Origin of the sequence: Desulfovibrio sp. 86 (assembly GCF_902702915.1) — a bacterium.
Classification (GTDB): domain Bacteria; phylum Desulfobacterota; class Desulfovibrionia; order Desulfovibrionales; family Desulfovibrionaceae; genus Desulfovibrio.
The window spans coordinates 1,681,268-1,706,077 of record NZ_LR738849.1; the positions used below are offsets into that span (position 1 = coordinate 1,681,268).

The 24,810-nt window shown below is 59.5% G+C and carries 15 protein-coding genes, 1 tRNA gene, 1 pseudogene and 1 riboswitch; of the genes and pseudogenes, 7 read left to right on the forward strand and 10 right to left on the reverse strand.

The window, feature by feature from the left end; translation table 11 throughout:
* Positions 1 to 106: 106 nt before the first annotated feature.
* The 7 genes and pseudogenes from DESU86_RS07015 to DESU86_RS07045 form a co-directional block, all read right to left on the reverse strand.
* A pseudogene (locus tag DESU86_RS07015) lies at positions 107 to 733 on the reverse strand (ABC transporter ATP-binding protein); the annotation flags it as partial.
* 18 nt (positions 734 to 751) lie between these two features.
* Positions 752 to 2,767, reverse strand: a complete 2,016-nt coding sequence (locus DESU86_RS07020) for a heme lyase CcmF/NrfE family subunit (protein WP_179980404.1) — start codon at positions 2,765 to 2,767, stop codon at positions 752 to 754.
* A 122-nt stretch (positions 2,768 to 2,889) separates the two neighbouring features.
* On the reverse strand, positions 2,890 to 3,303 hold the full coding sequence (locus tag DESU86_RS07025) for a cytochrome c maturation protein CcmE (protein ID WP_179980405.1): 414 nt from the start codon (positions 3,301 to 3,303) through the stop codon (positions 2,890 to 2,892).
* 546 nt (positions 3,304 to 3,849) lie between these two features.
* Entirely contained in the window at positions 3,850 to 4,785 is a 936-nt protein-coding gene (locus tag DESU86_RS07030; RefSeq protein WP_179980406.1) for a Ppx/GppA phosphatase family protein, read from the reverse strand.
* Position 4,786: 1 nt separating this feature from the next.
* Positions 4,787 to 6,955 carry a polyphosphate kinase 1 gene (gene ppk1 / locus DESU86_RS07035; protein WP_197957543.1) on the reverse strand — a complete coding sequence of 723 codons (2,169 nt, stop codon included), beginning with the start codon at positions 6,953 to 6,955 and terminating at the stop codon, positions 4,787 to 4,789.
* A gap of 376 nt (positions 6,956 to 7,331) precedes the next feature.
* Positions 7,332 to 7,408 (reverse strand) — tRNA-Met (locus DESU86_RS07040).
* Positions 7,409 to 8,582: 1,174 nt separating this feature from the next.
* On the reverse strand, positions 8,583 to 9,833 hold the full coding sequence (locus DESU86_RS07045; protein WP_179980407.1) for an MFS transporter: 1,251 nt from the start codon (positions 9,831 to 9,833) through the stop codon (positions 8,583 to 8,585).
* Positions 9,834 to 10,203: 370 nt separating this feature from the next.
* Here DESU86_RS07045 and DESU86_RS07050 point away from each other — a divergent pair, with 370 nt between their 5' ends.
* The 5 genes from DESU86_RS07050 to DESU86_RS07070 all read left to right on the forward strand — a co-directional run bounded on the left by DESU86_RS07050 (position 10,204) and on the right by DESU86_RS07070 (position 18,605).
* Positions 10,204 to 10,695, forward strand: coding sequence for a GNAT family N-acetyltransferase (locus tag DESU86_RS07050; RefSeq protein ID WP_179980408.1), 492 nt, complete (start codon positions 10,204 to 10,206; stop codon positions 10,693 to 10,695).
* A gap of 96 nt (positions 10,696 to 10,791) precedes the next feature.
* The gene (locus DESU86_RS07055) at positions 10,792 to 11,853 is read left to right on the forward strand and encodes an asparaginase (protein WP_179980409.1); all 1,062 of its coding nucleotides are present in this window, start codon (positions 10,792 to 10,794) and stop codon (positions 11,851 to 11,853) included.
* A 358-nt stretch (positions 11,854 to 12,211) separates the two neighbouring features.
* Positions 12,212 to 13,492 carry a phenylacetate--CoA ligase family protein gene (locus tag DESU86_RS07060; protein WP_179980410.1) on the forward strand — a complete coding sequence of 427 codons (1,281 nt, stop codon included), beginning with the start codon at positions 12,212 to 12,214 and terminating at the stop codon, positions 13,490 to 13,492.
* Between the two features lie 896 nt (positions 13,493 to 14,388).
* The gene (locus tag DESU86_RS07065; protein ID WP_179980411.1) at positions 14,389 to 17,505 is read left to right on the forward strand and encodes a beta strand repeat-containing protein; all 3,117 of its coding nucleotides are present in this window, start codon (positions 14,389 to 14,391) and stop codon (positions 17,503 to 17,505) included.
* A gap of 530 nt (positions 17,506 to 18,035) precedes the next feature.
* Positions 18,036 to 18,605: a hypothetical protein gene (locus DESU86_RS07070; RefSeq protein ID WP_179980412.1), complete on the forward strand. Its 570-nt coding sequence runs from the start codon at positions 18,036 to 18,038 to the stop codon at positions 18,603 to 18,605.
* 222 nt (positions 18,606 to 18,827) lie between these two features.
* Here the strand turns inward: DESU86_RS07070 and DESU86_RS07075 are convergent, their stop codons facing one another.
* Complete coding sequence (locus DESU86_RS07075; RefSeq protein ID WP_179980413.1) at positions 18,828 to 19,604, reverse strand: helix-turn-helix transcriptional regulator; 777 nt, start codon at positions 19,602 to 19,604, stop codon at positions 18,828 to 18,830.
* Between the two features lie 348 nt (positions 19,605 to 19,952).
* Entirely contained in the window at positions 19,953 to 20,873 is a 921-nt protein-coding gene (locus DESU86_RS07080; protein WP_179980414.1) for a sirohydrochlorin cobaltochelatase, read from the reverse strand.
* Between the two features lie 34 nt (positions 20,874 to 20,907).
* Positions 20,908 to 21,131, reverse strand: a riboswitch (cobalamin riboswitch).
* A 166-nt stretch (positions 21,132 to 21,297) separates the two neighbouring features.
* On the opposite strand from DESU86_RS07080, the gene DESU86_RS07085 reads away from it, so the two are divergent.
* Positions 21,298 to 23,010 (forward strand): 30S ribosomal protein S1, encoded by a 1,713-nt coding sequence (locus DESU86_RS07085; protein ID WP_179980415.1) that lies wholly within the window; start codon positions 21,298 to 21,300, stop codon positions 23,008 to 23,010.
* Between the two features lie 202 nt (positions 23,011 to 23,212).
* A complete protein-coding gene (locus DESU86_RS07090; protein ID WP_179980416.1) occupies positions 23,213 to 24,130 on the forward strand; it encodes a sensor domain-containing diguanylate cyclase in 918 nt (305 codons plus the stop codon).
* Positions 24,131 to 24,253: 123 nt separating this feature from the next.
* Here the strand turns inward: DESU86_RS07090 and DESU86_RS07095 are convergent, their stop codons facing one another.
* Complete coding sequence (locus DESU86_RS07095) at positions 24,254 to 24,739, reverse strand: hypothetical protein (protein WP_179980417.1); 486 nt, start codon at positions 24,737 to 24,739, stop codon at positions 24,254 to 24,256.
* Positions 24,740 to 24,810: the final 71 nt, after the last annotated feature.

Consider the following 24,810-nt stretch of genomic DNA (forward strand, 5'->3'; position numbering starts at 1 on the left):
CAGCGGCTTTTGCAGCGTCATTGTCCGCAGTGTTAGCCGGGGCATTGCCCGAGGCACTGTCCGTGGCGGCGTCCGTGGCTTTATCTGGGGCGGCGGTTGCGCCCGCCGGCCTGTAGCCAGCGGGTGGCCCGTCATAGGCCAGTCTGCGTCCGTCCAGAGCCAGCAGGCGATCCGCCAGAGGCGCGTCGCCCGCAAGATCATGGCTGATAAGGATGACGCAGGCATCGCGCGACCGGGCTTCAGCCACTTCACGGCGCAAGAGGGCCAGGGAACTGGCGTCAAGGCCGGTGCCCGGCTCGTCCAGCAGCAGCAGGCTCGGCTCCTGCATGAGGATGCGGGCCAGGTTCAGACGCTGCGCCATGCCGCGAGAAAAGACCCCGGCCCGTTCCTGCGCGTGCGCTTCAAGCCCCACGCGCTCAAGGGCGGCCATGATATCCTTGCGCGAAAGCGCAAGGCCGCAGGCGTCGCGCCAGAAGGCGAGATTCTCCATGGCCGTAAGACCGGGATACAGAAACGTGGCGTGCCCGAGATAGCCCACGCGGACGTTGTCCGCCAGCCTGGCTTCACCCGCGCTGGGGCGCGAAAGCCCCGCCATGACGCGCATGAGCGTGCTTTTGCCCGCGCCGTTGCCCCCCACCAGCAGGGAAACGCTGCCGGGCGCAAAAGCGCAGCTCACATCCTTGAAGATGACCTTGACCCCGTAGGTCTTGGCAACGCGCACAAGCTGCAGCACTGGCGGCACTCCGGCGGACTAGGCCGATTTGTTCCTGCCTGCGGAGCTGGCGCTGGCTGCGCCCCTGGTCTCTCCGCTTTCATCTCCGTCCATGTCCCCATCAAGGTCTTCGTCCATGCCCTGGGCCAGTTCTGCGGCCTCGGCGGCGCTGGCCTGCTTGCGGCGGCGCAGGCCCACAAGGGGCACAAGGCTCATGATAGCGCCGCCAATCCACAGCCAGTTGACCAGGGGTTCCACGCTGAGTTTCACCACAACGTGCGAATCTTCGTCCAGACCCAGCAGCGAAGCGTAAATTTCGTTGCCCAGGCTGGGGATCACGTCAACCTCGGAAAACTGCATGCTGCCGAACTTTTCGTAAACGCGGCGTTCCGGGGCCACAATGCCGAGATCCTTGCCGTCCTTGTCCATAACGCGGATGCGGGCGGCGATATAATCGTAGCCGGGGCGCTCGCCTTCATTGAGTTCCAGCAGGGTCGCCGTGTAGCCAGCCAGCGTCTGCGACTGCCCCACGGTGAGGTGCAGGTCGCGTTCCTGTTTGTACGGGCCGGAAAAGGCAATGCCCAGAGCCATGAGCGCCATGCCCAGGTGCGCGCCGAGCGCGCCCAGGGTGTTGGGCTGCCGACGCACGGCCTTGTCGGCCAGTTGAAAGAGCATTCCCGTAACGATGGCGATGGCCGAAGCCGCGCCCAGCAATGCCGTGGGCTGGCGATAGCCCATAAACCAGATGGCCGCGCCGCTGGCCACAAAAACGCCCAAGATGCTGAAGAAGGCCGTTTTGTTGCGCAGGCCGCCGCCCCAGCCAAGCCAGGGGCAGGTGGCCATCATGAGCATGAGCACTGCGCCCAGGGGCAGGCAGACGCGGTTGTAGAAGTTGGCGTCCAGCCCGCGCGGGGCCGAGGCCCAGAGTTTGCTGATCACAGGCCACATGGTGGCCACGAGAATGATGGCCGCCAGGGCCAGCAGCACCCAGGCCACCAGAGTGAGGAAGCCTTCACGGCTGTCCAGCCCGGACAGGGGGCGGCCCTGCTTGGGGGCCATAAGTGGCACCCAGAGGGAAACCACAAGCCCGGCGAGGACGAACCAGGTGAGGGGCGTGCCCACGCCGCCGTCGCCAAAGGCGTGCACAGAGTCAATAATGCCGCTGCGCACAAGGTAGGTGGCAAAAAAAGCCGAAACCGTGGTCAGGGCCATCATGGCCACGTTGACGCGGCCGAGCTTGTTGCGGCGGTCTTCGATAATCAGAGTGTGCAGGGCGGCCGAGCCGATGAGCCAGGGAATGAGAGAGGCGTTTTCCACAGGGTCCCATGCCCAGTAGCCGCCCCAACCGAGTTCCATATAGGCCCACCACGCGCCAAGCACGATGCCGGAGGTCAGGAACAGCCAGGCCAAAATGATGGCCGGGCGCGAAATGCGGTACCACGCGCCTTCAACGGAGGCCCGGCCCGAAAGCGCCTGGGCCAGGGCAAGGCAGGCCGGGATGGTAAAGCCGCCGTATCCAAGGAACAGCAGCGGCGGGTGGATGATCATGCCGGGGTTCTGGAGCAGGGGGTTCAGGCCGCTGCCGTCCGCCGGGGCGGGACTTTGCAGCATGAAGGGATTGCTCCAGCTCGTAAGGATAAGGGCAAAAAAGCCCATGATGGCATAAAAAAACGTCCAGTACCACAGGCGGGTGGAGCCGCTCAGCTTCTTGAACGCGCGCGTACAGGCGAAAAGGGAGCCGCTGAGGGCGACGGCCAGCGCCCAGAAGAGCATGGAGCCGGGCTGTCCGGCCCAAAAGGCCGTCAGCCGGTAAAAGACCGGCAGGATGCGGTCGGTATAGCTGGCCACATACTGCACCTGAAAATCAAACCAGAACAGGGCGTGCAGCAGGATGGCGGAGGCGATCAGCAGCGCGCCGCTGATCACGACATGGGCTTTTTCAACAATACGCAGGGAGTCTTCGCGTCCTTGCCACAATTGCAGCAGGGCCAGGCCGCCGCCGCCCAGAGAGGCGAGCAGGGTCAACAGAAGGAGGGCAAAGGCAAAAACGTACATGGGACTCCTTTTACAAGGCCCTGAGGCCGTAATGCGGGGCCGCGCGCTTCCGTTCACGGAAGGGCTGGCCCCATGCGCTTACTCTCCGGCACTGCGCCGGGCCTGAAAGCTGCAGCGTTGCGTCAGCTTTGGCGGTTTTCTTTCTGGTATTTGGAAGGGCACTTGGTCATCAGCGTTTTGGCCACGAAGCTGCCCTGGGCGTCCAGGCCGCCCTCAACGATGACTTCCGCGCCCGCCTTGAAGGTGTCGGGCACAGTGCCGCTGTACCGGACGGCTATGGTCTGGCTGGCATTGTCCTTGTCTTCAAGCAGAAAATTGACGCCGGAGCCGGACGCGCCTTTTTCAATGCCGTCAGCCGCCACCGTGCCGAAAAGCCGGGCGGCGGTCAGTTTGTCTGGCGTGGAGGCTCTGGCTTCGGAAACATTAAGAAAATACACGCTGTTTTCCGAAAAGCCCGAATAGGCCAGATAGCCGACGCCGCCAAGAAAAAGCAGCAGGGCGACTATATAGATGCCGGTGTTTTTTTTGCGGGCCATGATTACCTCATTCCTGCGGTATACGCGCTTGAACACAGGGCGGAACGCGCCGTGGACGGCGTGTCGCGCGCGTGAAAGTGTGACCCGTGGTTTTGGGTCGTCATACGCGTCTGTACGGGAAACAACCTAGACCATTTCCGCGCGCCTGACAAGATGAGAATAATTATTGTTAGAGGGGCGAAGCAGGGTGCGGCGCGGATTTTGTGATCGTGGCACAGCGGGGGACTACCCTTTATTCCCCATCATGTGACTAGGTAAGTGGCTAATTACTTGAGACAAAAGCCGTGGCTGACGGCCCGGCGGGTCACAAGGGAATGCGCCGCAGCGGCCCGAAGGGCAGCCTGTGCGACAGTTTGGGCGAATGTTGACTGAAAGAAACTTTTTTTACGGGGGGGCTTGGGCGCGCCGGTTTTGCTGTGCGGTGGATTGCTGTGGCTGCTACTGTAGCGGTCGCGTGAAGCAATATTAATGAACAAAGGTTTTAGGGGGTGGGGGTGTGGGGGAGGAGACCCTTTTGCAAAAGGGTCCCTCCCCCACAAAAAGTCTTCAGGGGATATCCCTAAATGAGGGTGCAGGGGGCTGGCGGGCCTGCTCGGCTCCGCCGTAGAAGCACATGTGTCTGACCATGCCGTCCACGAGGCCCACCTTGGGGATGATGAACCTGCCCGCGCCTGACCTGGCCGCCACTGTGAGAAATATCTCCAGCGCGGGCACGATGACGTCCGCCCTGTACTGGTTGAGGCGGTAGCGCGCCATGCGGTCGGCATAGGGCAGGTTGCGCAGGTCTTCGTACAGGGCTTGCAGTTCTGCGCGGCTGGCGGGTTTGCCCTCTTTTTTGTCCAGCAGCTTGGCGGCCTTGTTGATGTTGCCGCCAGAGGCGATGATCTGGCGCGGCTTGTAGGTTTCGGCCATGCGCGCCAGGTGGGCGTCAAGGCGCAGCCATTCCTCCGGCGCAACAACCTGGGCCAGCATGCGCAGCGTGCCCACCTGAAAGGACTGGGCCTCCAACAGGGTGTTGTTTTTCACGGCGATGATTTCGGTGCTGCCGCCGCCCACGTCCACATAGAGCGCGGTTTCGTCCGGTTCTGTCCAGGCGGAGAAGGTATTGGCCTCAAAGAGGATTTCTGCCTCCTCCACACCGGAGATGATGGAAATCTCAAGCCCTGTGGCGCGGCTCACGCTGCTGATGAGGGCCGGGCCGTTGGCGGCGTCGCGCATGGCGCTGGTGGCGCAGATGCGGTAGTGATCCACGCCGTAGGCCCGCATGAGGTGCACAAAGGCCGTCATGGCTTCGAGAAACATGTGCTGTCTGGCGTCGGAGATGCGGCCGCTGGTGAAAACGTCGGCTCCAAGGCGTACGGGGATGCGCAGGTAGGCGCTTTTTTTGACGGGCTTGTCCGGCCCCAGCTCAGAAACGTCGCTGATAAGGCAGCGGATGGCATTGGATCCCACGTCCATGGCGGCAACGGTGTGCAGTTTCATCTTACTCTCCGCAGGCGGCTGGAGTGCCCGTAGCGGCAGGCGCTGCAGCGGGGACGGAGTATGGCGCCATGGAGGCGGGCGCTGTCTGGTGCACCGGTTTTACGCCGCCATGCAGGTGGGCCTTGTGGCGGTAATAGTCGTGCAGCATGGTCTGCGACCGGCAGGGAATGGAGGCAAGCCCCGAATGATAGCTGTTGGCGCAGGTGTCGGCAAGCACGCGGGCCTTGATGTTGTCCGACCACTGGATGGCAAAGATGTCCCTGAGGGTCTGGGCCAGTTGCGGGCAGTATATGGGGGCGGCCACCTCAAGCCTTCTGTCGAGGTTTCTGGGCATCCAGTCCGCGCTGGAAATAAAGACCTTTTCCGCGTCATTGTTGCAGAAGATGATGATTCTGGCGTGTTCCAAAAATTTGTCCACGATGCTGATGGCCCAGATGTTCTCGCTGAGGCCGGGCTGCTGGGGTTTTAAGCAGCACGCGCCGCGCACGATAAGGCGCACCTCCACCCCGGCCTTGCCCGCCCTGTAGAGCAGGTTGATCATGCTCTCGTCGGTCAGGCTGTTGAGTTTGGCGTAGATGTAGGCCGGTTTGCCCGCGCGGGCATTGCGTATTTCCGCCTCGATATGCCGCGAAAAAACGCTGCGCATGTTGTGCGGGGCCACCACCAGATCCTTGCTGACCATGGGCTTGTGCGAGGCCCCAAGAAAATTGAAAATGCTGCGCGCGTCCTCGGCAAGGCGCTGGTTGGCGCTCAGCAGGCCCACGTCGCTGTAGAGCCGGGCCGTGTCCTCATTGAAATTGCCTGTGCCTATGTAGACATAGCCCGTTTTTTTACGGCCCTCGGTACGTTCAACCAGCAGGAGCTTGCTGTGTACCTTGAGGTCCCGCAGCCCGTGAATGATACATACGCCCGCCTGGTGCAGGATGTCGATGGTCCTGACGTTGCGCTCCTCGTCAAAGCGGGCCATGAGCTCCACGAATACCGTGACCTTCTTGCCGTTCTGGGCAGCGTTGACCAGGGCGTTGATGACGCGCGAATGGTCGGCCGTGCGGTACAGGCTTATGGAAATATCCGTGACCTTGGGGTCAATGGCGGCCTCGCAGAGAAAATCCACCACATGATTGAAGGTGTGGTAGGGAAAGTGCAGCAGGATGTCCTTTTTCTTCACTACCTTGAGAATGCTGGAAAAGGGTTTGATGTCCGGGTGTTCCAGCGGCGGCATGACGCGGTTTTCAAGGTCGGGGCGCACGCGGGGAAAGTTCATGAGGCTGCGCATCATGTGGTAGCGCGCGCCGGGGTCAAGCTCGCCGCTCTTGAGGTGGAGCTTTGACGCCAGCAGGTTCAGCAGGTCCTGGGGCATGGCCTGGTCATAGATGAGCCGCACAGGACGGCCGCGCAGCCTGTGTTCCAGCCCTTCTTCCATTTTTTCAATGAGGCTTTTGGACACGTCGTCGTCAAGGGTCAGCTCCGCGTCGCGCATGACCTTGAAGGTATAGGCCGAAATGGCGTCGTAGTTGAACATGAAAAAGATGTCGTTGAGGCAAAGGCGGATGATGTCGTCCACAAAGATGATGTCGCTGCACCCGGCTGGCGAGGGCATTTCAACAAAGCGCGGGCACTCGGCGTTGACCGGAATGCGCAGTATGGCATAGCGGTTCTTGTTGCCGCTGGCGGGCTGCATTTTGACGGCGTGGTATATGTGACTGTCCTGAAGAAAGGGCAGGTTGGCGCTCTTGGTCAGCATGAGGGGAACCAGCTGCGGATTGATGACCTGGGCGAAATAGTCGCGGCAAAATTTTTCCTGCCCAGGGGTGAGCTGAGTTTCGTTGCGCACCCGTATGCCCTGCTCCTGCATGGCGGCAACGATGCTTTTATACGTTTCGCGGAAGGCGGCCTGCCCTTTGGCCACGCTGCTGTTGACGCGTTGCAGGGCCTCCTGCGGGCTGAGGCCGCCCATGAGCAGTATTTTTCCGGGTTCGCGGCTGCGTGAAAGACGCGCCAGCGAGGCCACGCGCACCTTGATAAATTCGTCCTGATTGCTGGAGAAAATACCCAGAAAGCGCAGCCGCTGCACGAGAGGATTGGACGGGTCGCGGGCTTCCTGCAGTATGCGCTCGTTAAAGCACAACCAGCTCAACTCCCTGTTGTTCATCTTGCCACTGTCTTTCATGATCAAAGCTCCAGGCTCCACAATATGTTATGGTATGCCTGTGCATGTAGCACCCCTGTGTGAAGAACATGTGACAAAAGGAACGCAAGTTTATTTTTGCGCCTTTGCGAGGGCGGTTTCGCAGCGATCTTGCCTGATCGTCTGAGGGCATGAGTAAAAAAAGAGCAGATGCCTTCGGCCCCGTCCTTCGGAAGCTCAGACCTGAAAGAAAGCTCACTCAAGGCCAGCTCAACGAGATGGTTGTGGGCCTTATCCAAGGATTCAAGCGGAGCACTCTGATTTATTCAGCGGGATAATAGCGGAATAAGAGCGGGATAAAACGGCTATGGAACGAAAAAAGCCCTTACGGCTCGTCTCCGTAAGGGCTAAAAAAATCTGGTTGCGGGGGCAGGATTTGAACCTACGACCTTCGGGTTATGAGCCCGACGAGCTACCGAGCTGCTCCACCCCGCGACACGGCAACAGTGTGTTGTTGCGAAACAGATAAGTAGTCCTTTGGTAGCAAAGTGTCAAGCACAATCGCAAAATAATTTTTGTGCGTTATAAATATCAGGCAGATAGGCGGGCAGTTTGGCGCGCGCCGGGCAGGCCCGCGCAGGACGCAAACGCTCCTACCGACACGGTGCCCCCCCCACACAGCGCACCCTGCCCGCATGGCGCACTCCGTCCCATTCATCGCGCCCCGTGTATCGCGCCCTGTTCATCGAGTTTGGCGCACCCCGTTTGTCATTCCCCGCCCGGGCACCCCCTATCTGCGCACAGTGTATTGGGCGCGCATCCTGCCGGGAGCAGTCTATCCCCCAACACGTCAGCACAGGCATGACCCCCAAGCAAGGCTCCTGAATAATTATCCCCAATGCTTGCAGGCGTTCGCTTCAATCACATGGCAGCACTGGAAGCCTGAGGGCACGCATTCGCTTCGTGCGTCCGCCACGCTGCCGCCAGGGCCATGTTAAAGCGGGCTTGCTCCAGGGCAAAGGCCGTGCCGCTTTTTACGAACAACAGCTTTCATAATTTTTATTCGTAATATTAGTATATTAGACATGATAGGAACAGTGTTTACGGGGCGTTCCGACCATCAACGACAATGGGTATGAAATATCTCCGGCTTCGAGGCGTGGACGGGGTGGGCGTGAATTACCGTTTCAGCGTGGCTATAAGGAACATTGAATATCGTATAAATATTAAATGAAATTATTATGTTAATCAGTTTACGCACAAAGGGGACGAGCAGTTGCCTGCATCCGCGCACATGGGTGACACGCTGGCAAGACGCGCAAGCAACACACGCTGGCAAGGCACACCCCAAGGCACGCTGACAACAGGGCGGTGGCTTTTGGTTTGCCAGACAACGTTGCGCATCACGCAGAAAAAAGCGCGCCCGCCTGAATGTTCAGGCGGGCGCGCTGTGCGTCAGTGCAAAAATCACTGCTTGTGGAGGGGATGTTCAGCCAGATGCGCTATGCATCGCACTCTGGCCGTTTCTGGCTGCCAGAGCGGGGGGCTGGTCAGGCCGTTTTCATGCCGTCAGTGGTGACAGCCAAGGCGGCCAACTCAGGCGACAACCGAGCGGCCAATCCCGGCAGTCAGTCCCGGCAGTCAGTCCGCTCCATTGCAGGCTGTGACATTATGCCGCCGTGCGAGCTTTTTTCTTTTCTTCAGTCTTTCGCAGGGTAAAGGCAAATATGGCGCCCACCAAGGCCACCACAGCCAGGCACTGGAAGGTGCGCGGCAGGCCGTAATTGTCGGCCACCCAGCCGAGCACAGGCGCGAACACGCCGCCCAGGCTCGTGGCCAGGCCCAGCGTCACGCCAGAGGCAAAGCCGATATTTCGGGCAAGGTACGTCTGCCCAAGCACGACCAGCGAACTGAAGGGCACGTAGAGAACAAAGCCCAGCAGCGGCAGCATGGCATAGGCGGCGTAAAGATTGGGCATCAGGCTGAAAGCCAGCACAACGGGCGTGACCAGGGCGAATGCCAGGCGCACGATGGCCCGGAAGCCATATTTGTCGGCCAGAACGCCGCCAAGTATGTTGCTCATGACGCCGAACGTGCAGAAGACGGTCAGGGCCACGGCTCCGGCGGCCTTGCTCTGGCCAAAACCGCTCACCCAGTACAGGGGAATAAAGGTGTTAAAACCGATAAAAAGGATGGAGCGGGTAATGATGGCTCCGGTGAGCTTTGAAAATTCGCGCCAGTTATTTGGCAGCGCGGCATCTTCGCCGGGTTTTGCCTTGCCGTCTGTGGTCTGGGCGGGCTGCGCATCTTTAGCGCCCTTGGGTTGCCCGTAGGCCGCCTCAGCGGTTCGTTGCGCCGCCGCCGCCGCTTCGGGCGCGACCATGCGCATGATGAGCAGCAGAAGAATAGAGGCCATGACCGTAGCCAGCAGGCCGAAGATGGCCATGCCCGGCATGCCGAACATGCTCAGAAAAAATGTGGCCAGCAGGGGGCCTACCACAAAGCCCGCGTTGCCGCCGATGGAAAAAATGCTCATGCCCGTGCCCTTGCTTTCGCCGGACACCTTGTTGGCAAAACGCGCGCCTTCGGGATGAAAGAGCGCCGCGCCCACGCCGCTGACGCCAATGGCCGCGAAAATGGCCCAGTAGCTGGACATGAAGCCAACGGCAGTCAGGCCGACGCCCGCCAGAAGCACGCCCAGCGGAATAAGCCAGGGCTTGGAGAGCTTGTCCGCCATGAGGCCGAAGAGCGGCTGAATGATGGACGAAAGGCAGGAGTATGCGAACATCAGCCCGCCCGTGGCCTGATACGACAGTCCGTAATGTGTGCGCAAAAAGGGCAGAACAGCGGGGAGAGCCCCGCCGTTTACGTCGCAGGACAGATGCCCCAGTGACACAAGTGATATCTTTTTTTTGTCCATCGGCGCAACCTACACTAATATCACAGTAAAACCAAGGAGGGGCCCGCGTAAAATTTTATACAATCATGCATATTGGTTGAAATAAATGGGCTGCATTTTTTAAGGAAACGCAGATGTATTCCGCTTGGCGGACGTGCTTCACTTTTTTTGAAACAGTCGAGGTCGGAAGAGTCCACTCCTGCTTCAAAAAAAGAGCGCGCCTTGCCAAACGAAACAACTGCGCGTTTCCGGGAGCCTCTTTAACCAGTGCTTCCTTAACTGCAATGCGCCTTGCCCGCAGGCGTCTTTGCCGCAGAGCCGCAGCGTGGTTGTGCCAGCCTGTGCGCCGTTGACGCGCTTGCCCCCCTCGCATAATCATGAACGCAACAGTATGAACATCTGTAACTTCAACGCCCAGCCCACGCCAGCCCGAACTCCGGCGGATTACGCGGCCTGCGCGGATATCTGGCTGGAGGCGTCCCTGCTGGCGCACGACTTTGTAGACCCGGCGCTGTGGACTGCGCAGCGTGAAGCCATGGCGCGGCACTATCTGCCCGCATCGCAGGTGACGCTTTTTCGGCATGCTGACCGCCCCATTGCCTTTGCCGCCGTGTGCAGACCTGACGACGAAGACCTGCTTGCCGCGCTTTTCGTGGCTCCGGCCTTCTGGCGCAAGGGATTCGGCAGCGCGCTTCTGCGGCATGTGCAGCGTGGACGTGCCCGGCTGCGGCTTGATGTGTACCGCGCCAATACAGGGGCGCTGGCATTTTACCAAAGCATGGGCTTTGCGCCTGTGGGCGAAAGCCTCTGCGGTCACACCGGGCAGCCGCAAATAGCTATGCTGTGGACAGCGCCCGCACTGCCGCAGGAGAAAGGTTTATAGGATGAAGATACAGAGAATCGAAACGCGCAAAGCCGTCAATGTTGCGCACGACACCTCGCCTCGAGGCGTGGAAGCCCCGGCGCAACGGGAGTTCGCATGAGTCCTAGCCCACGTGTGAATGCCAATTGTTCTGAATCCGGCGCGTTGCCCCAGGTGGCCCTGCTGGCCACGGGAGGCACCATTGCCGGGGTGGCGGACACCCCCCTGGAGCAGATAAGCTATCAGGCCGGCGTGCTGTCCGTGGAGTGCATGCTGGAAAGCCTGCCCGGCATTGAGGGGGTGGCGCGTATCGCCAGCCGCCAGTGCGGCAACCTGCCCAGCGAGGACATGCGCCCCTGCCACTGGGCCAAACTTGGGCGCGACTGCGCCCAGGCCCTTGAAGACGAAACCATGTGCGGTGTTGTGCTTACCCACGGCACCGACACCCTTGAAGAATCGGCCTTCTATCTGCACCTGACCATGAGCAGTCCCAAGCCTGTGGTGCTCACGGGGGCCATGCGTCCGGCCACCTCTCTCAGCGCGGACGGCCCCATCAATATAAGGGACGCCGTGGCCGTGGCCGCCTGCCCGCAGGCGCGGGGGCGCGGGGCGCTTATCGTCATGAACGGGCGCATCATTTCGGCCCGCACGGCGGTCAAGGCCGGAACGCTGGATGTGGAAGCCTTTCGCGCTCTGGAATCCGGCCTGCTTGGGCGCGTAATCAATGGGCGGCCCGTCTTCTATCACAGCGGTGAGGACGGCCCTGTCCTGGCCGGAACCTACGCCGCCCATGCCGGACAGGACCATCTGCCGCGCGTGGATGTGCTGTACGCCTGCGCGGGCATGCCGCTGGACGCCACGCTCTTTTCTCTGGAGCGCTCGTCCGGGCTGGTCGTTGCGGGCATGGGCAACGGCTCCATGCCGTCAGATATCCGCAAGGCCCTGAATATGGCCGTCAAGGAGGGCAAACCCGTGGTGCGCGCCAGCCGCACGGGGGGCGCTCCGGTGACGGATCTTGAAGAATATGCGGCGTTCATCGCGTCGGGCATGCTTTCAACGCCCAAGGCGCGGGTGCTGCTCATGCTGGCCCTGGCCGAGGCAGAACGTCAGGGGGCGCGCGACCCGGAAGCGCGGATGGCCAGCGTGCGCCGCGCCTTCACGCACTGCCGCGAGGTATAATGATCAAGCCTTGCCTGCGGGGCGTAAAAGAAGCACAATCGCCCATTGTTTTTGGAGCCGGGCACCAAGGCTCCCGCGTTGGAACGGCTGCCGCGAAGATCAGCGCCGCTGTGCCGTCGCGCCATCGCGCGCCGTGACGAGCGTGTTTTGAACAGTGAGATGGCACGTTCGCAACGTGAATCCGCTCTAGAGCAATTTCACTTTGAAATTGCTCTGGCGGCTGCGTGAGCAGACGTCCGCCGCAGAGGCGTAAGCGCAATTTATTTGCGCTGTTACGCGCCGAAGCGGGCGTCTTGGAAGCATTGAGAATGGGTATTCTCAATGCAAAAATGCTCTAGCCTGAAGGAGCCGCAGAAGCATGTCCTACCGCTTCATTCCCCAGCTTGATGATGCAGATATCCGCCGCCAGCAGGAAGAAGGCTTGGCTAACACCCTGGCCCGCGTCTGGAATTCCCCCCAGTATGCCGGCAAGCTTCGCGCCTGTGGACTCAAGCCCGGCGACCAGATCGGGCTGGACGACCTTGCCCGCCTGCCCACGGTGGACGTGGACGACCTGCGCGAGGGCTATCCCCTGCCCCTGCTCTGCGTTCCGCCCACCGATGTGGTGCGTATCCACGCCTCCAGCGGCACCACCGGCAAGCGCAAAATTTTGGCCTATACCGCCACGGATGTGGACACATTCAATTTGCAGATGGCCCGCTGCTATGAACTGGCCGGGCTTACGGCTGAAGACCGCATGCAGATCGCCGTGGGCTATGGCCTCTGGACGGCGGGCGTGGGCTTTCAGGGCGGCAGCGAAAAGCTTGGCATGCTGACCGTGCCCGTGGGGCCGGGCAACCTTGAGATGCACCTGCAACTTTTGCAAGACCTCGAGACCACCTGTTTCGGGGCAACAGCATCCATGGCCCTGCTGCTGGCCGAAGAAGTGGAACGGGCGGACCTGGGCAAAAAAATCAAGCTGCGCAGGATGATCTGCGGTTCCGAAGCGCGTAGCGAAAAAATGCGCCAGACCATTGAAAGCAAGCTGGGGCTGGAAGGCTGCTACGACATCGCGGGCATGACCGAAATGTACGGCCCCGGCACGGCCATTGACTGTGACGCGCACGAGGGCCTGCACTACTGGGCCGACCTCTTCATCATCGAAGTGCTTGATCCCGTCACCCTGCAGCCCGTTGCCGAAGGCGAAGTGGGCGAAATGGTGGTCACCAGCCTGCGCAAGGAGGCCGTGCCCCTGCTGCGCTACCGCACCCACGACCTCTGCCGCCTGCTGCCGGGCCGGTGTTCCTGCGGGCTGAACATGCCCAGGCACGACCGCATCCTTGGCCGCTCCGACGACATGCTCATCTACCGGGGCGTCAACATTTACCCCGGTCAGTATATGGCCGTCATAGGCGAATTTACGGAACTCGGCGGCGAATACCAGGTGGAGCTCACGCGCGACGACCGTGGTCTTGACCATCTGACCCTTACAGTGGAGCGCGCCCAGGGCGTTGGCAGCGGCAATGACGCCGCACTGACGCAGGCTCTGGAACACCGGCTGCACAAGGCCATACTGGCCCGCATGCAGGTGACTGTGGTGGACTACGCCACATTGCCGCGCACGTTCAGCAAGTCGCGGCGTGTTGTGGACAAGCGCTGACACGGGTTCGCGCAGTGGTCAGAGTGCTATTGGAGCAGATTACGAGTAAAATGCTTTGTGGGGGAGGGACCCTTTTGTAAAAGGGTCTCCTCCCCCACGCCCCCACCCCCTAAAACATTTATTGTTTTTTTGTAGCGCAGGGATTGCCCCTGTTGCCTTCATTGCCCTCACTGCTTCCATTCTTTCCATTGATCAGCGCCTCCGAAACCGTCCGGTTTGGGAGGCAGTATTTTTTCAGGGCTGGCGCGCCTGGCGTTTTTCTGCAGGAGGCATGGCGGCAGGGATCACGTATGTGGGCTGTTCGCTGTTATGCCGCAGCCGCCAGCTCGTGCGCCCATGGCCGCACGCAAGGGGCCGCACGCAAGGGGCCGCGCCGGGGCACTGTGAAAGCCTGTATATTCTTTTTATTTTTAGGAACATATGTCCAGTATCGTCCAGTGGAAAGAACCCAGGTATGATGCTGTGCCAATGCCGCGCGAATACAATCTTTTGAAAATATATGATCCTGTATAAAAGTATAAGATGCCAGTATATATCGAAGCGGTTCATCCGCGCGATAGAGTGGATCTTGCTCCAAAGGCTCCACTTGATGCTTGACAAATAATACTAGAACACTATTATTAAGCTGTGAGTAAGTCACGCGGCCTGCCCTTGAGGTCGCTCCCCCTGCCTTATTTGGCTTTTATAAGCCCGGCAAATGGCTTTCAAGCTTTTGTCTGTTCTATTTTCCCAATAAATATCTTTAAAATACACGTGGTTGCCCTGCGGCACCTTGCGGCGGCTTTCGCTTTGGCGAAGTGCGCACGCAACGGCCTGCCGGGCTCCGGGGCAGATTTGGCCTTTGCGCCAGCCTGTACTCTGTCAGGCCCTGCCCGGATACATTTCAGGAGTTTGTTATGGCGAATATTCATCTTACCCGTCCGCAGTTCGGACAGCAGACCGCGATCACCAATGCTGCGGAAGACAGCATTGTTCTGGATTTCCCCACCACTGACGCCACGCTGGGCCGCGAAGGCGACGCCCTGACCTTTACGTTTGAGGACGGCGCAAAAATTCGTCTTGACGGTTTTTATACCGACTATACCAGTGAAAATACGCCCGATTTTATCGTGGATGGGCAAATGGTTTCCGGCAAGGATTTTTTCAGCGCCCTGGGGCAGGACGATCTCATGCCCGCAGCCGGGCCAACGGCCGCCACGCGCAATGCACATTATACGGAACATGCCGATTCCAGCCTTGATTCGGGTATTGACCATCTTGGCGGTCTGGACTGGAGCATGCAGACAGCCAGCGTCGCTCAGGACACGCTGGCCACGGACAGCCAGCTTGGCCGCGATGACGGCGGCCAGGGGCCGGACGTGCCCGGAACCGGTGGCGGCGGTGGCGGCACCTCCCCCGCCTACCATGCGCGCCTTGTGGTGGGTAGTGATGCCAGTCAGTCCATGGTGTTTCAGGCCATTGACGAAAACGGCAACCTTGTCACGGACGCCAGCCAGGTGAGTCTGGCCTTTGCGGGCGGCTCTTCGGCCTATTTCAACGCCCCGGTCATCGACCCCGTCACCGGCCTTGTCACCATTACGCTTACGGCGGCGGGGCAGGCCGCTCTGGCCGCTGGCGAAAAGTTTGACTCCGTGCTTGAAGTGACCGTGGGTGGAAAGACCTACAATATGGAACTGCTGGGCAATGACAGTTCCTCCTACGACTCTGCGCAGCGCGAAGCTGAAACAGACCTTGGCGGCCCCCTCAAGGGCGAATGGTACGACTCGCACGGCAAGAATGTTAATGGAGAAAAAATCACGATGGGCGGCGAGGGCTACAACAGCGTTGTTGTGGAAAACACCACGGCTTCCGGCAATGCCTATGGCGCACTCAATACGGACATCACCTTTGCGCATGACGCCGCGGGCAAGATAGACGTTTCCGCCAGGGCCGAAAACGGCAATGCCTACGGTACCTCCGCATATGGCAGAGTTGGCGGTGGGACCATCACCATTGACGCCGGAACAAAGGGCGATGTGAACATGGGCGCGACAGCGGACGGTGGATCGAGCATGGCCCTGATCACCGGAGGCGACAAGGACGGCAGCGGCAATTTTTACCAGGCGACAGCCAATGTGCACGGCAAGGACATAACCTTCACGGCTGGAGCCAATGAAAAGACCGCCGCAGGCATATGGGGGGCCGGCAAGTCCACCGTGAACGTGCAGGCCGAGGGCGACGTGAACTTCTCCAGTTCCGTCACGGGCGGCACTGTCAATTATATGGCGACTGCTGTGTATACCAAGGAACAGGCCACCGTGAATATCAGCGGGCAGAACGTCAGCGGTGAAACCAATGCCTATGCGGGCAGCGGAGCGGATGGCACGGTAATGAGCAGCGTGTTCCGCACCACGGCGGGTACGGCCATCAATATCGACACCGCCAGCGACGGCAAGTTCAGCGCCACGGCCTATCAGGAAACATCGCCTTACGACAGTCCCTACACCGGCGTTTCCTGGACAGGCGGCCGGGCGGCGGGCTTTACCTCCCTGGGGCTTGCGGCCTCCGGCAACCTGAATCAGGCCGGTCAGGGCGGCAAGTCGGCCATCAATATCAACGCGGGCGATGTGGACATCTCCGCCACGGTGGACGCCGCATCCCCCAAGGGCACGGCCGCTGCCATCTATGCGGGCTATGGCGGCGACGTCAAAATCAATACATCGGGCAGTGACAATGAGCTGAACATCACGGCCGATGCGCCCAGTTGGGGCGTCAGCATTTTCTCCACCAACTACGGTACGACTACCATCAATACCGGAGACGGGGATGATGTCATCAACCTCAACGCCTCTGCCCACAACGGCGCTGCGGCCATCGGTCTTGCCACGCAGGCAAGCGGCCAGACGATCATCAACGGCGGCAACGGCAATGACACGCTGAACATTAACGCCACCTTCACAGGCACCCATACGCTTTCCACCGACTACATGGATACCAAGGCAGGAGCCTTTGGCATGAATGCGGCCTGGGGCGGGGCAGTCAACAAGATTACCAATGTCAATAACGTGAATATTACCGCCGATGCCAGCGGCAGTGATGATGGCTGGGCTTACGGCATGTATACACGTGATGGTTGGGGGGCTTCTACCCAAAACATCATTGAAAATACAGACAGCGCCATCACGGTGGTCATCACGGCCAAGGCCGGAACCGCCGGGCAGGCCTATGCCATGTATGGCAATGCGGGCGGCATCAATCTTATCCAGGGCGGCAGCCGTGCAGGGGATACACACGGCGACAGTGTCACCCTCAATGGAGATATTGGCGGCTATATCAATACCGTTAATACTGGCAGCGGCGATGACCACATCGAAATCAACGGCAACCTGCGCAGCGGAACAAACACCTTCAACATGGGCGACGGCAACGACCTCTTCACGTTGAACGGCAATATCGCGGGCGGCACAAACAAGATTGTGATGGGCACTGGTGATAGCCACGTAAATATCCACGGAGATGTTACCGGCGGCACCACCAGCATCAGCCTTGGCGCTGGCGACGACGTCGTGACCATTGACGGCCATGTGCAGGGCAAGCTCAGCATCACCGGCGGCGACGGCTATGATCTGCTGGTGCTCAAGGCCGACTCCTACGCCGACTTTATCGCCAAGTACGACACCTGGCTGCAAAACAACCTGAGCTCCATTGACGTTGAAGGAATTCACGTGAGCGTCAACGGCCTGAGCGCCGCTGACCAGGCAGATCTGCACGCTTACCTGAACAGCGGCCATTTCAACGGCTATGACGTCACGTATTCTGACAGCACCGTGCCCTTCTCGGCTGCCATGGCTGACGATTTGCCCGACGGCTACCGCGAGGCGGGGCTTTCACACCACGGCGATCACGACGGCGGTTCCGGGCATTCTGGCGGCGACGCTTCTTCCGTCAGCCAGGACGCGCACTCGGACAACACCGGCGACGATATGACCGTACTGGCGGCGCAGCACCAGATACACTCCGAGTTCGGCGGTTAGAGCAGTTTACGAATGAAATGAGTTAAATGCTCTAGGATTGAAGTTTTTTGTGGGTGGGGCTGGAGCGCTTTGTGGGGGAGGGACCCTTTTGCAAAAGGGTCTCCTCCCCCACGCCCCCACCCCCTAAAACTCTTGTCGTACAAGGTGCTTCCTGGTTGGAAGCGGGGGGCCAGCGGCAGAGTCTTCCAGACATCACACCGTTTCAAGGTGCACCTGCTCTGGGCAGCAACTGCCGCCTTGGCATAATGGGGACCGCCGCTCTGGTATATCCGGGGCGGCGGTTTTTGCGTGCTGGAACATCTTACCTTTGAAAAAAATGCAAGGGCGCAGGTAAACAGCGGTTATGCGGCCACGGCGGGCATCTGCCCCCGTAGCCGCCAGATCCCCTGCAAAACGCGATCGCTCTGCGTGAATATCACGCCTCTCCCCGCTGGGCGCTTGCCCGCGAAGTTGCGTCATGCAATTATGTGACAGCGCGCCTCGTTGCGCCGACACCCTTTTTGCGCCAACACCCTTTTTTCGGAGACGCCATGCCCACAGGCAACATGCTGAAGCCCTGGCCGCTTCTGGCCGGATATATCTGTCTGTCTGGCGGCGCGTTTGCCCTGTGGGTACCCATACTCGGCCTGCTGCCTCTGCCTGTGCTTCCCTGCGCCTTTGTGGCGCGGCGTATAGCCATGGCGCGTCAGGACATTGTGGCCGCAGAGCACGCACGCTGGCAGCTGCGTACGTTCTGGCTGCTTTTTTTACTGCTGGTGACCTTGATGGGACTGTTTGCGGCCGTGGGCATTGTTTTCAGCGAGGCTGCGGTTCTGGACCTCGTGGAGGGCATAGGCGACGCCTACAGCGCCAACCAGATAGACATGGGCGTGGTGCTGGAACGGTTCTGGGCCATTGGCGAAATCCGCTATTTTACCTGGGCGGGCCTGCTTTGGCTGGTTCTGGCGCAGGTGTGGCCTCTCAAGCGCATTCTCCAGGGCATATGGGCGCTGTTTGCGGGATGCGTCCCCACAGGGCCCGGGCGTGGCGTAAAATGTCTTGCCCTTGTTGTGGCCTTTGCCGTGCAGGGGGGCATACTGGCCTTTATACTGGGCACCTAGAGCAGATCAACTTTGAAATGAGAAGCATTTCAAATTTTCATTCAGCCGAAAAATGCGATTCGCGGCTGAATCCACGCCACGTTGTGGCGCGCTGCACGAAAGTGCAGCGTTAGAGCATTTATACTTTCTCAAAGGTAAAATGCTCTAGGCCGGAAGCCCGCTCGTCATGCGGCGCGGGCTTTTGCATCCATTGGCGCTCTGTCGTTGCGGCGCCACACTGTTTCAGTTTGACGAGGTTTCGCGGTGGGCGTCGTCCTTGACCTGCCGCATGTAGTTGTACACGGTGTAAATGGACACGCGCATGGCCTTGGCCAGATACTGCACCATTCCCTTGATGAGAAAAGCCCCTTCTTCATCCATGATGCGCACAAAGTTGAGTTTTTCTTCCCGCGTCATGGTGGCGGGATGCTTGCCCGCCCGCCGTATGGCCGTCTCGATGATGGCGTCGCTGGTTTCGCCAAGGCAGGAGGGGAAGGCCTCGCTCATCTCCTTGCCGGGGGCGTTTTCAAAGCGCAGCAGGGCATGCAGCACACCCTGAAAGCGCTCCAGATCCGTCAGGTCAAAGTGTATGCACACAGCCCCGATGACCTCGCCCTCACTGGTGCGCAAAAAACTGATGGATGACTTGAGCGTCTGCCCTGAAGGCGTTGTGGCGGCATAGGCTATGATGTCCTGCACATTGTCGCCGCCCTGACGCCACGCCTTGGTGACCATATTGGTGGCCGGAGCGCCCACATTGCGCCCGGTAAGGGAACCTTCGATGTGGATGATGGAGTGCTCAAGGTCGCTGAAGTCGTGTACCGCCACTTCGCAAAAAGGCCCCAGCGTTCGGGCCACCATACCGGCCATGCGTTTGGCGTTGGCAAAGATGGCCTGGGTTTCCGCCATGCGGCAATGGGTTTTTTCCACATCCTGTGAATAGATGCGGGCGCTTCTGGTGGTACGGCGGGGGGCGGCAGCGGGCCGCGGTGGAGATATCTTGCGACTTTGCTTGGGCATGTGGGCCTCCCGTGGGTCACAGCTGCTCATCATGTCCGACAGCGGTGCTTTGCTATAGAATTTTATGTAGGCTACATGAAAAAAACACTATTGTGTACCCCCAGACTCCGCAAAAAAACGATAAAAACCGGTGATACGCGGCGTAAAACGCCGTATCGGGAGATTCCGGGGCGGGCTGACCCAAGGCTCTGGAAAAACGTGGGGACTGCGCCGGAAGGCCATGGCGTGGGGGCGGATAAAACAAAAGCCACCCGCACGCGGGTGGCTCAAAGGCGTAAAGGTACCGTTCCTGTGTGATGCGGCTGTGCGGCCCCATCGTGCATGCGGAAAAAGTGCTTTTGCGGGGCTTTACGGCTTTTTGGGTTCCTTGGTCAGGTCGTCGGTGCTGTCCTTGGCGTGGCGCACAAGAATGGCGGCAGCGCCGGGGGTTTCGCCAAGGCCTTTGATGTGGGTGTCAACCTTGATGCCGGCCTTTTTAAGCTGGGAAGCCCAGGAGTCGTCCTCGTCGCCTGCAAGGTCGTTGCGGGCATGGTCGCCAGCCACCAGCATGAGGGGGGCGATGACGACGTGCTTGACCTTGGCGGCCTTGAGTTCCTTGAGCAGGTCTTCAATGCTGCGCGCGCCTTCCACCGTGGCCATATGGATGTTTTTGTCCGTGGCCGTGAAAACAGCGCGCACGCCTTCAAAGGCCAGGTCTGCGCGGCCATGGCTCTGGCCGTGGCCCATGAGCACAAGGGCGGTGTTTTTGCCGCGCTGGCTTTTGGTGTCGGCCAGAATGGCGGCCAGAAGTTCCTGGGCGTCAGGCTTGGACTCAAGCATGGGGCGGCCCATAAAAACAGCCTCAAAGCGGCCGGGGTTCTTGCTCACGTCAAGCAGCACGGCCCGCTCAAGCTCGGTAAATTCTTCACCGGCCAGAACATGCAGGGACTGCACGCGCACAACCTTTACGCCGTCCTTGGCCAGTTGGGCCATGCCGTCGCTGATGCTGCCCACAGGATGTCCCTGTGCGGCCAGTTTTTTACGAATGATCTGTGATGTGTAGGCCCAGACCACAGGCGCGCCGGGAAAGGCTTTTTTAAATTCCGCGTCCACAGCCTTGAAGGCGGGCTGGGCTTCGGGAACGCTGGTGCCGAAGGCCACCAGCAAAATGCCTTCCTTGGGGGCAGCGGCATCTGTGGCGTAGCTTGTGCCGTGCACGGCAAGCGCCGCCAGCAGCAGCAGGACGAAAAGCAGCGGGCGAAGCCCGACGTGTGACAGGATGCGCGGCATGGCAACCTCCTCAATATCGCGTTGAAAGGTTCGCAAAAGGGCTGTGGCCCCGGCGGGTGTTCGGACTTGAGGGCTGTGTGGCCGCAGGGCCAGCGCCTTGGTTTCGCCTTCACCGCTTGCGCGATTGGCTGTCAAACGCCGCCCATCCTGAGCAGGCGAAAAGAAACCTTGTCCCCTCTTACCGCAGCGCGACTGTTTTCGACTTGCACGAAATTCCCCGCCAAAGGGATACAGGACAACAGGGCGCGTCAAATGTCAAGGAGGGCGGGAGGTTGCGCCAGCCGCCACATGAGGTCCTGCACAGGGGCAGCAGCGCGGCCTTCTTGGCCGTTCAGGCCGTATTTTTCCTTGTTCTTCCGGCAAATTTCTGCTACATATGCGACCTCCCTTTGAAAAAGGGAAATCATGTTTGGAGGCTGGACATATGGCAGGCTTGGAAACCGGGCACGAAACCGAAATGAATTTCGAGAGTGCTCTCGAAAACTACCTCACTTCCGATTTTGGCGACCTTGAAGAAGGCTCTATCACCAAGGGCGAAATCGTTCGCGTGGACGAAGACAATGTGCTGGTGGACGTGAACTTCAAGTCCGAGGGGCAGATTCCCGCGGCTGAATTTCGCGATGCTGCCGGCAACATGGTCGTTGCCGTGGGCGACAAGGTGGACGTGTACGTTGTTCGCAAGAACGAAAACGACGGCACCATTACCCTTTCTTTTGAAAAGGCCAAACGCATGCAGGTTTTCGACCAGCTCGAAGACGTGCAGGAAAACAACAGGGTCATCACGGGCCACATCGTACGCCGCATCAAGGGCGGGTACACCGTGGACATCGGCGGAGTCGAGGCATTTTTGCCCGGTTCTCATGTGGATCTGCGTCCCGTGCCGGACATGGACGCCCTGGTCAACCAGGAGTTCGAATTCCGCGTGCTCAAGATCAACCGCCGCCGCAGCAATGTCATTGTTTCGCGCCGCGTGCTGCTTGAAGAAGAACGCGATTCCAAGCGCCAGGATCTGCTGCGCACCCTCGAAGAAAATCAGACTGTGCAGGGCAAGGCCAAGAACATCACCGAATACGGCGTGTTCGTTGACCTGGGCGGCCTCGACGGCCTGCTGCACATCACCGATATGAGCTGGAAGCGCATTCGCCATCCCAAGGAAATGATCACCATCGGTCAGGAACTGACCCTGAAGGTGCTTTCCTTTGACCGCGAAAACAACAAGGTTTCCCTGGGCCTCAAGCAGCTTGTGCCCGATCCGTGGCAGGATATTTCCGCCCGCTTCCCCGAAGGCGCCAAGTGCACCGGTAAGGTCACCAACCTCGTTGACTACGGCGCGTTTGTTGAACTGGAAGCCGGCGTTGAAGGTCTTGTGCACATTTCTGAAATGTCCTGGACCCGCAAACTGCGTCATCCTTCCCAGATGGTTCACACCGGCGACGAAGTCGAAGTGGTCATCCTGGGCGTTGACGGCGACAAAAAGCGCATCAGCCTCGGCATGAAGCAGGTTCGTCCCAACCCCTGGGAACTGGTGGCCGAACGCTATCCCGAAGGCACCATCCTTGAGGGCGTCATCAAGAACATCACCGAATTCGGCATGTTCATCGGCATTGAAGACGGCATCGACGGCCTCATCCACGTGTCCGACATTTCCTGGACCAAGAAGGTTCGCCATCCCAACGAAATATACAAGGTCGGCGACACCGTGCAGGCCAAGGTGCTGACCGTTGACCAGGAAAGCGAAAAGTTCACCCTGGGCGTCAAGCAGCTGGTGGACGATCCCTGGGGCCACGTGCCCACCACCTACCCCGTGGGCTGCACCATCAAGGGAACCGTGACCAACATCACCGACTTCGGCCTCTTTGTTGAAGTGGAAGAAGGCATTGAAGGCCTGGTGCATGTTTCCGAGCTGTCCAGCAAGAAGGTCAAGACCCCGGCTGAAATCTACAAGGAAGGCCAGGAAATCCAGGCCAAGGTCATCCACGTCAGCGCTGAAGAGCGCCGCCTTGGCTTGTCCATCAAGCAGATTCAGGAAGTGGAAGAACGCCGCAAGCCCAAGGAATTCCATTCCGGGCCGCAGGAATCCGGACAGAGCCTGGGCGACCTGCTCAAGCAGAAGTTCGAAGAGAGCGAGAACGGCTAGTCCGTTTGAGAGCAAGCATCAAGGGCGCTTCCAGTGGGAGCGCCCTTTTTGCATCATCGGATTATCGGAACACCAGCGGCGGACGGCGGCCGTTTGGCGCTGCGCCTGAACGCATCGCATATGGCATTGTAACGCAATTGCCACATGAATTTCCTCGTACAAAAAGTCGTGACACAAAAGCCCGCAGCCTGGATGAAACGTTATGGATAATGTTACAGTGTTCGACATGAGTATGGTGCTGGATCTGCTACCCAACGCCATATTTATCAAAGACGAGAATCTGCGCTTTGTTTTTGTGAACACGGCCTATGAAAAAATGTTCGGCGCGCAGCGAGAGGACGTTTTGGGAAAGTCCGTGCTGGAAGTGGCCTATTTGCCGGAAGAAGAACGCAAGATGTATCAGGCCGATGACCTGGCCACCCTCGAGACCCAGGTGTTCAAGCACTATATTTCCAGTTACAGGTTCGCCGACGGCAAGATGCACACCTGCCTGCACTGGAGTGGCGGCTTTACGGGCGCAAACAACGTGCGCGGTTTCCTCGGGGTGATTGTGGACATCACGGAGCAGAGCCGCACCATCGGCACGCTGCGCAGCCAGCTGAACTCGATGCTCAACAGGGTCAGGCTGGCGGACGAGAGAAGTCTGAAAGATTCGCTCACCCAGTTGCGGACCAGAAAATATCTCGACCTTGTGCTGGACAGGTACGCCAAGGTGGAAAAGCGGCCATTCTGCTGTGTCATGCTGGACGTGGACAGGTTCAAGGACATCAACGATACCTTCGGGCATCTGGCTGGCGACAGCGTGCTCAGGGAGGTGGGGGCGGCCATCCGCCAGTGTGCGCACCGCGATGACATAATCTGTCGTTATGGCGGGGACGAATTTGTGATTCTGCTGCCCAACCGCGGCCTCAAAAATGCCGTGCCCACGGCGGAAAAAATACGCAACGCTGTGGCAGCAAATGTGTTCAGGCCGGACGGCAAGCCCGTGAGCGTGAGCCTGGGCTGTAGCGAGCACAGCGGCCATGGCGACGGCCTGCAAACCCTGCACGAGGCGGACAAGGCGCTGTACGCGGCAAAGCAGGCTGGCCGTAACCGTGTCTGTGCCGGACTTGAGTGGTGACATGGCATGAGGGGCGCGCATGCGGCAGCATGGCGGTCATTCTGAACAGCGGTATATTCCCTATATAAAAACCGCCCGGCTTGTCTGAAGCCGGGCGGTTTTCGTATACCTTGGTAAACCGCCCTATTCGGGGAACAGGATTCTTTTCAGAAACGTGTCGATCTTGTCGTCATTACCGGTGATGGAGTCATACGCGGTTTGCAGCGAGGCGGGCCATTCCTTGTCGCTGGCGTCGCTCATGAACATGATGAGGTAGTCATGGTCGGCCACCACATCCACGTTCATGAGCATGCCGTTGCTGGTGGCGGTGAAGGTCCAGCCGCCGTCCTCGGAAGGTTCGGGCGTGCCGCCCTTCATCTGCCGCGAAAGCTTGGCTGCAAAATCCTTGTCGGAAAGGTTGCCAGCCTCGCCCTTGGTGTACAGGGCAATGGAAAAGAAGGCTTCTTTCGAGGCCGTTACGGTCACGACGCCGTCTTTTTCCTGAGTGGTGCAGCCGGCGGGCACATCTATGCTGAAATGGGCGAACTTCACTTCCTTGGCCTGCGCGGGCAGGGCCAGGGCCAAAAGAACCAGACAGTAAACGGGGAACATGAGAAACTTTTTCAGCATTTTGTCCTCCTGAAAAACGGGCATTGCTGGGCAAGCTTTGTCACGCTGTCCGGTATTTGTCCATTAAAAAA

Bases quoted from the DNA above. Each gene is read 5' to 3' on its own strand.
- DESU86_RS07020 (WP_179980404.1), bottom strand. From the start codon at position 2,767: ATGTACGTTTTTGCCTTTGCCCTCCTTCTGTTGACCCTGCTCGCCTCT.
- DESU86_RS07025 (WP_179980405.1), bottom strand. From the start codon at position 3,303: ATGGCCCGCAAAAAAAACACCGGCATCTATATAGTCGCCCTGCTGCTT.
- DESU86_RS07030 (WP_179980406.1), bottom strand. From the start codon at position 4,785: ATGAAACTGCACACCGTTGCCGCCATGGACGTGGGATCCAATGCCATC.
- ppk1 (WP_197957543.1), bottom strand. From the start codon at position 6,955: ATGAAAGACAGTGGCAAGATGAACAACAGGGAGTTGAGCTGGTTGTGC.
- DESU86_RS07045 (WP_179980407.1), bottom strand. From the start codon at position 9,833: ATGGACAAAAAAAAGATATCACTTGTGTCACTGGGGCATCTGTCCTGC.
- DESU86_RS07050 (WP_179980408.1), top strand. From the start codon at position 10,204: ATGAACATCTGTAACTTCAACGCCCAGCCCACGCCAGCCCGAACTCCG.
- DESU86_RS07055 (WP_179980409.1), top strand. From the start codon at position 10,792: ATGAGTCCTAGCCCACGTGTGAATGCCAATTGTTCTGAATCCGGCGCG.
- DESU86_RS07060 (WP_179980410.1), top strand. From the start codon at position 12,212: ATGTCCTACCGCTTCATTCCCCAGCTTGATGATGCAGATATCCGCCGC.
- DESU86_RS07065 (WP_179980411.1), top strand. From the start codon at position 14,389: ATGGCGAATATTCATCTTACCCGTCCGCAGTTCGGACAGCAGACCGCG.
- DESU86_RS07070 (WP_179980412.1), top strand. From the start codon at position 18,036: ATGCCCACAGGCAACATGCTGAAGCCCTGGCCGCTTCTGGCCGGATAT.
- DESU86_RS07075 (WP_179980413.1), bottom strand. From the start codon at position 19,604: ATGCCCAAGCAAAGTCGCAAGATATCTCCACCGCGGCCCGCTGCCGCC.
- DESU86_RS07080 (WP_179980414.1), bottom strand. From the start codon at position 20,873: ATGCCGCGCATCCTGTCACACGTCGGGCTTCGCCCGCTGCTTTTCGTC.
- DESU86_RS07085 (WP_179980415.1), top strand. From the start codon at position 21,298: ATGGCAGGCTTGGAAACCGGGCACGAAACCGAAATGAATTTCGAGAGT.
- DESU86_RS07090 (WP_179980416.1), top strand. From the start codon at position 23,213: ATGGATAATGTTACAGTGTTCGACATGAGTATGGTGCTGGATCTGCTA.
- DESU86_RS07095 (WP_179980417.1), bottom strand. From the start codon at position 24,739: ATGCTGAAAAAGTTTCTCATGTTCCCCGTTTACTGTCTGGTTCTTTTG.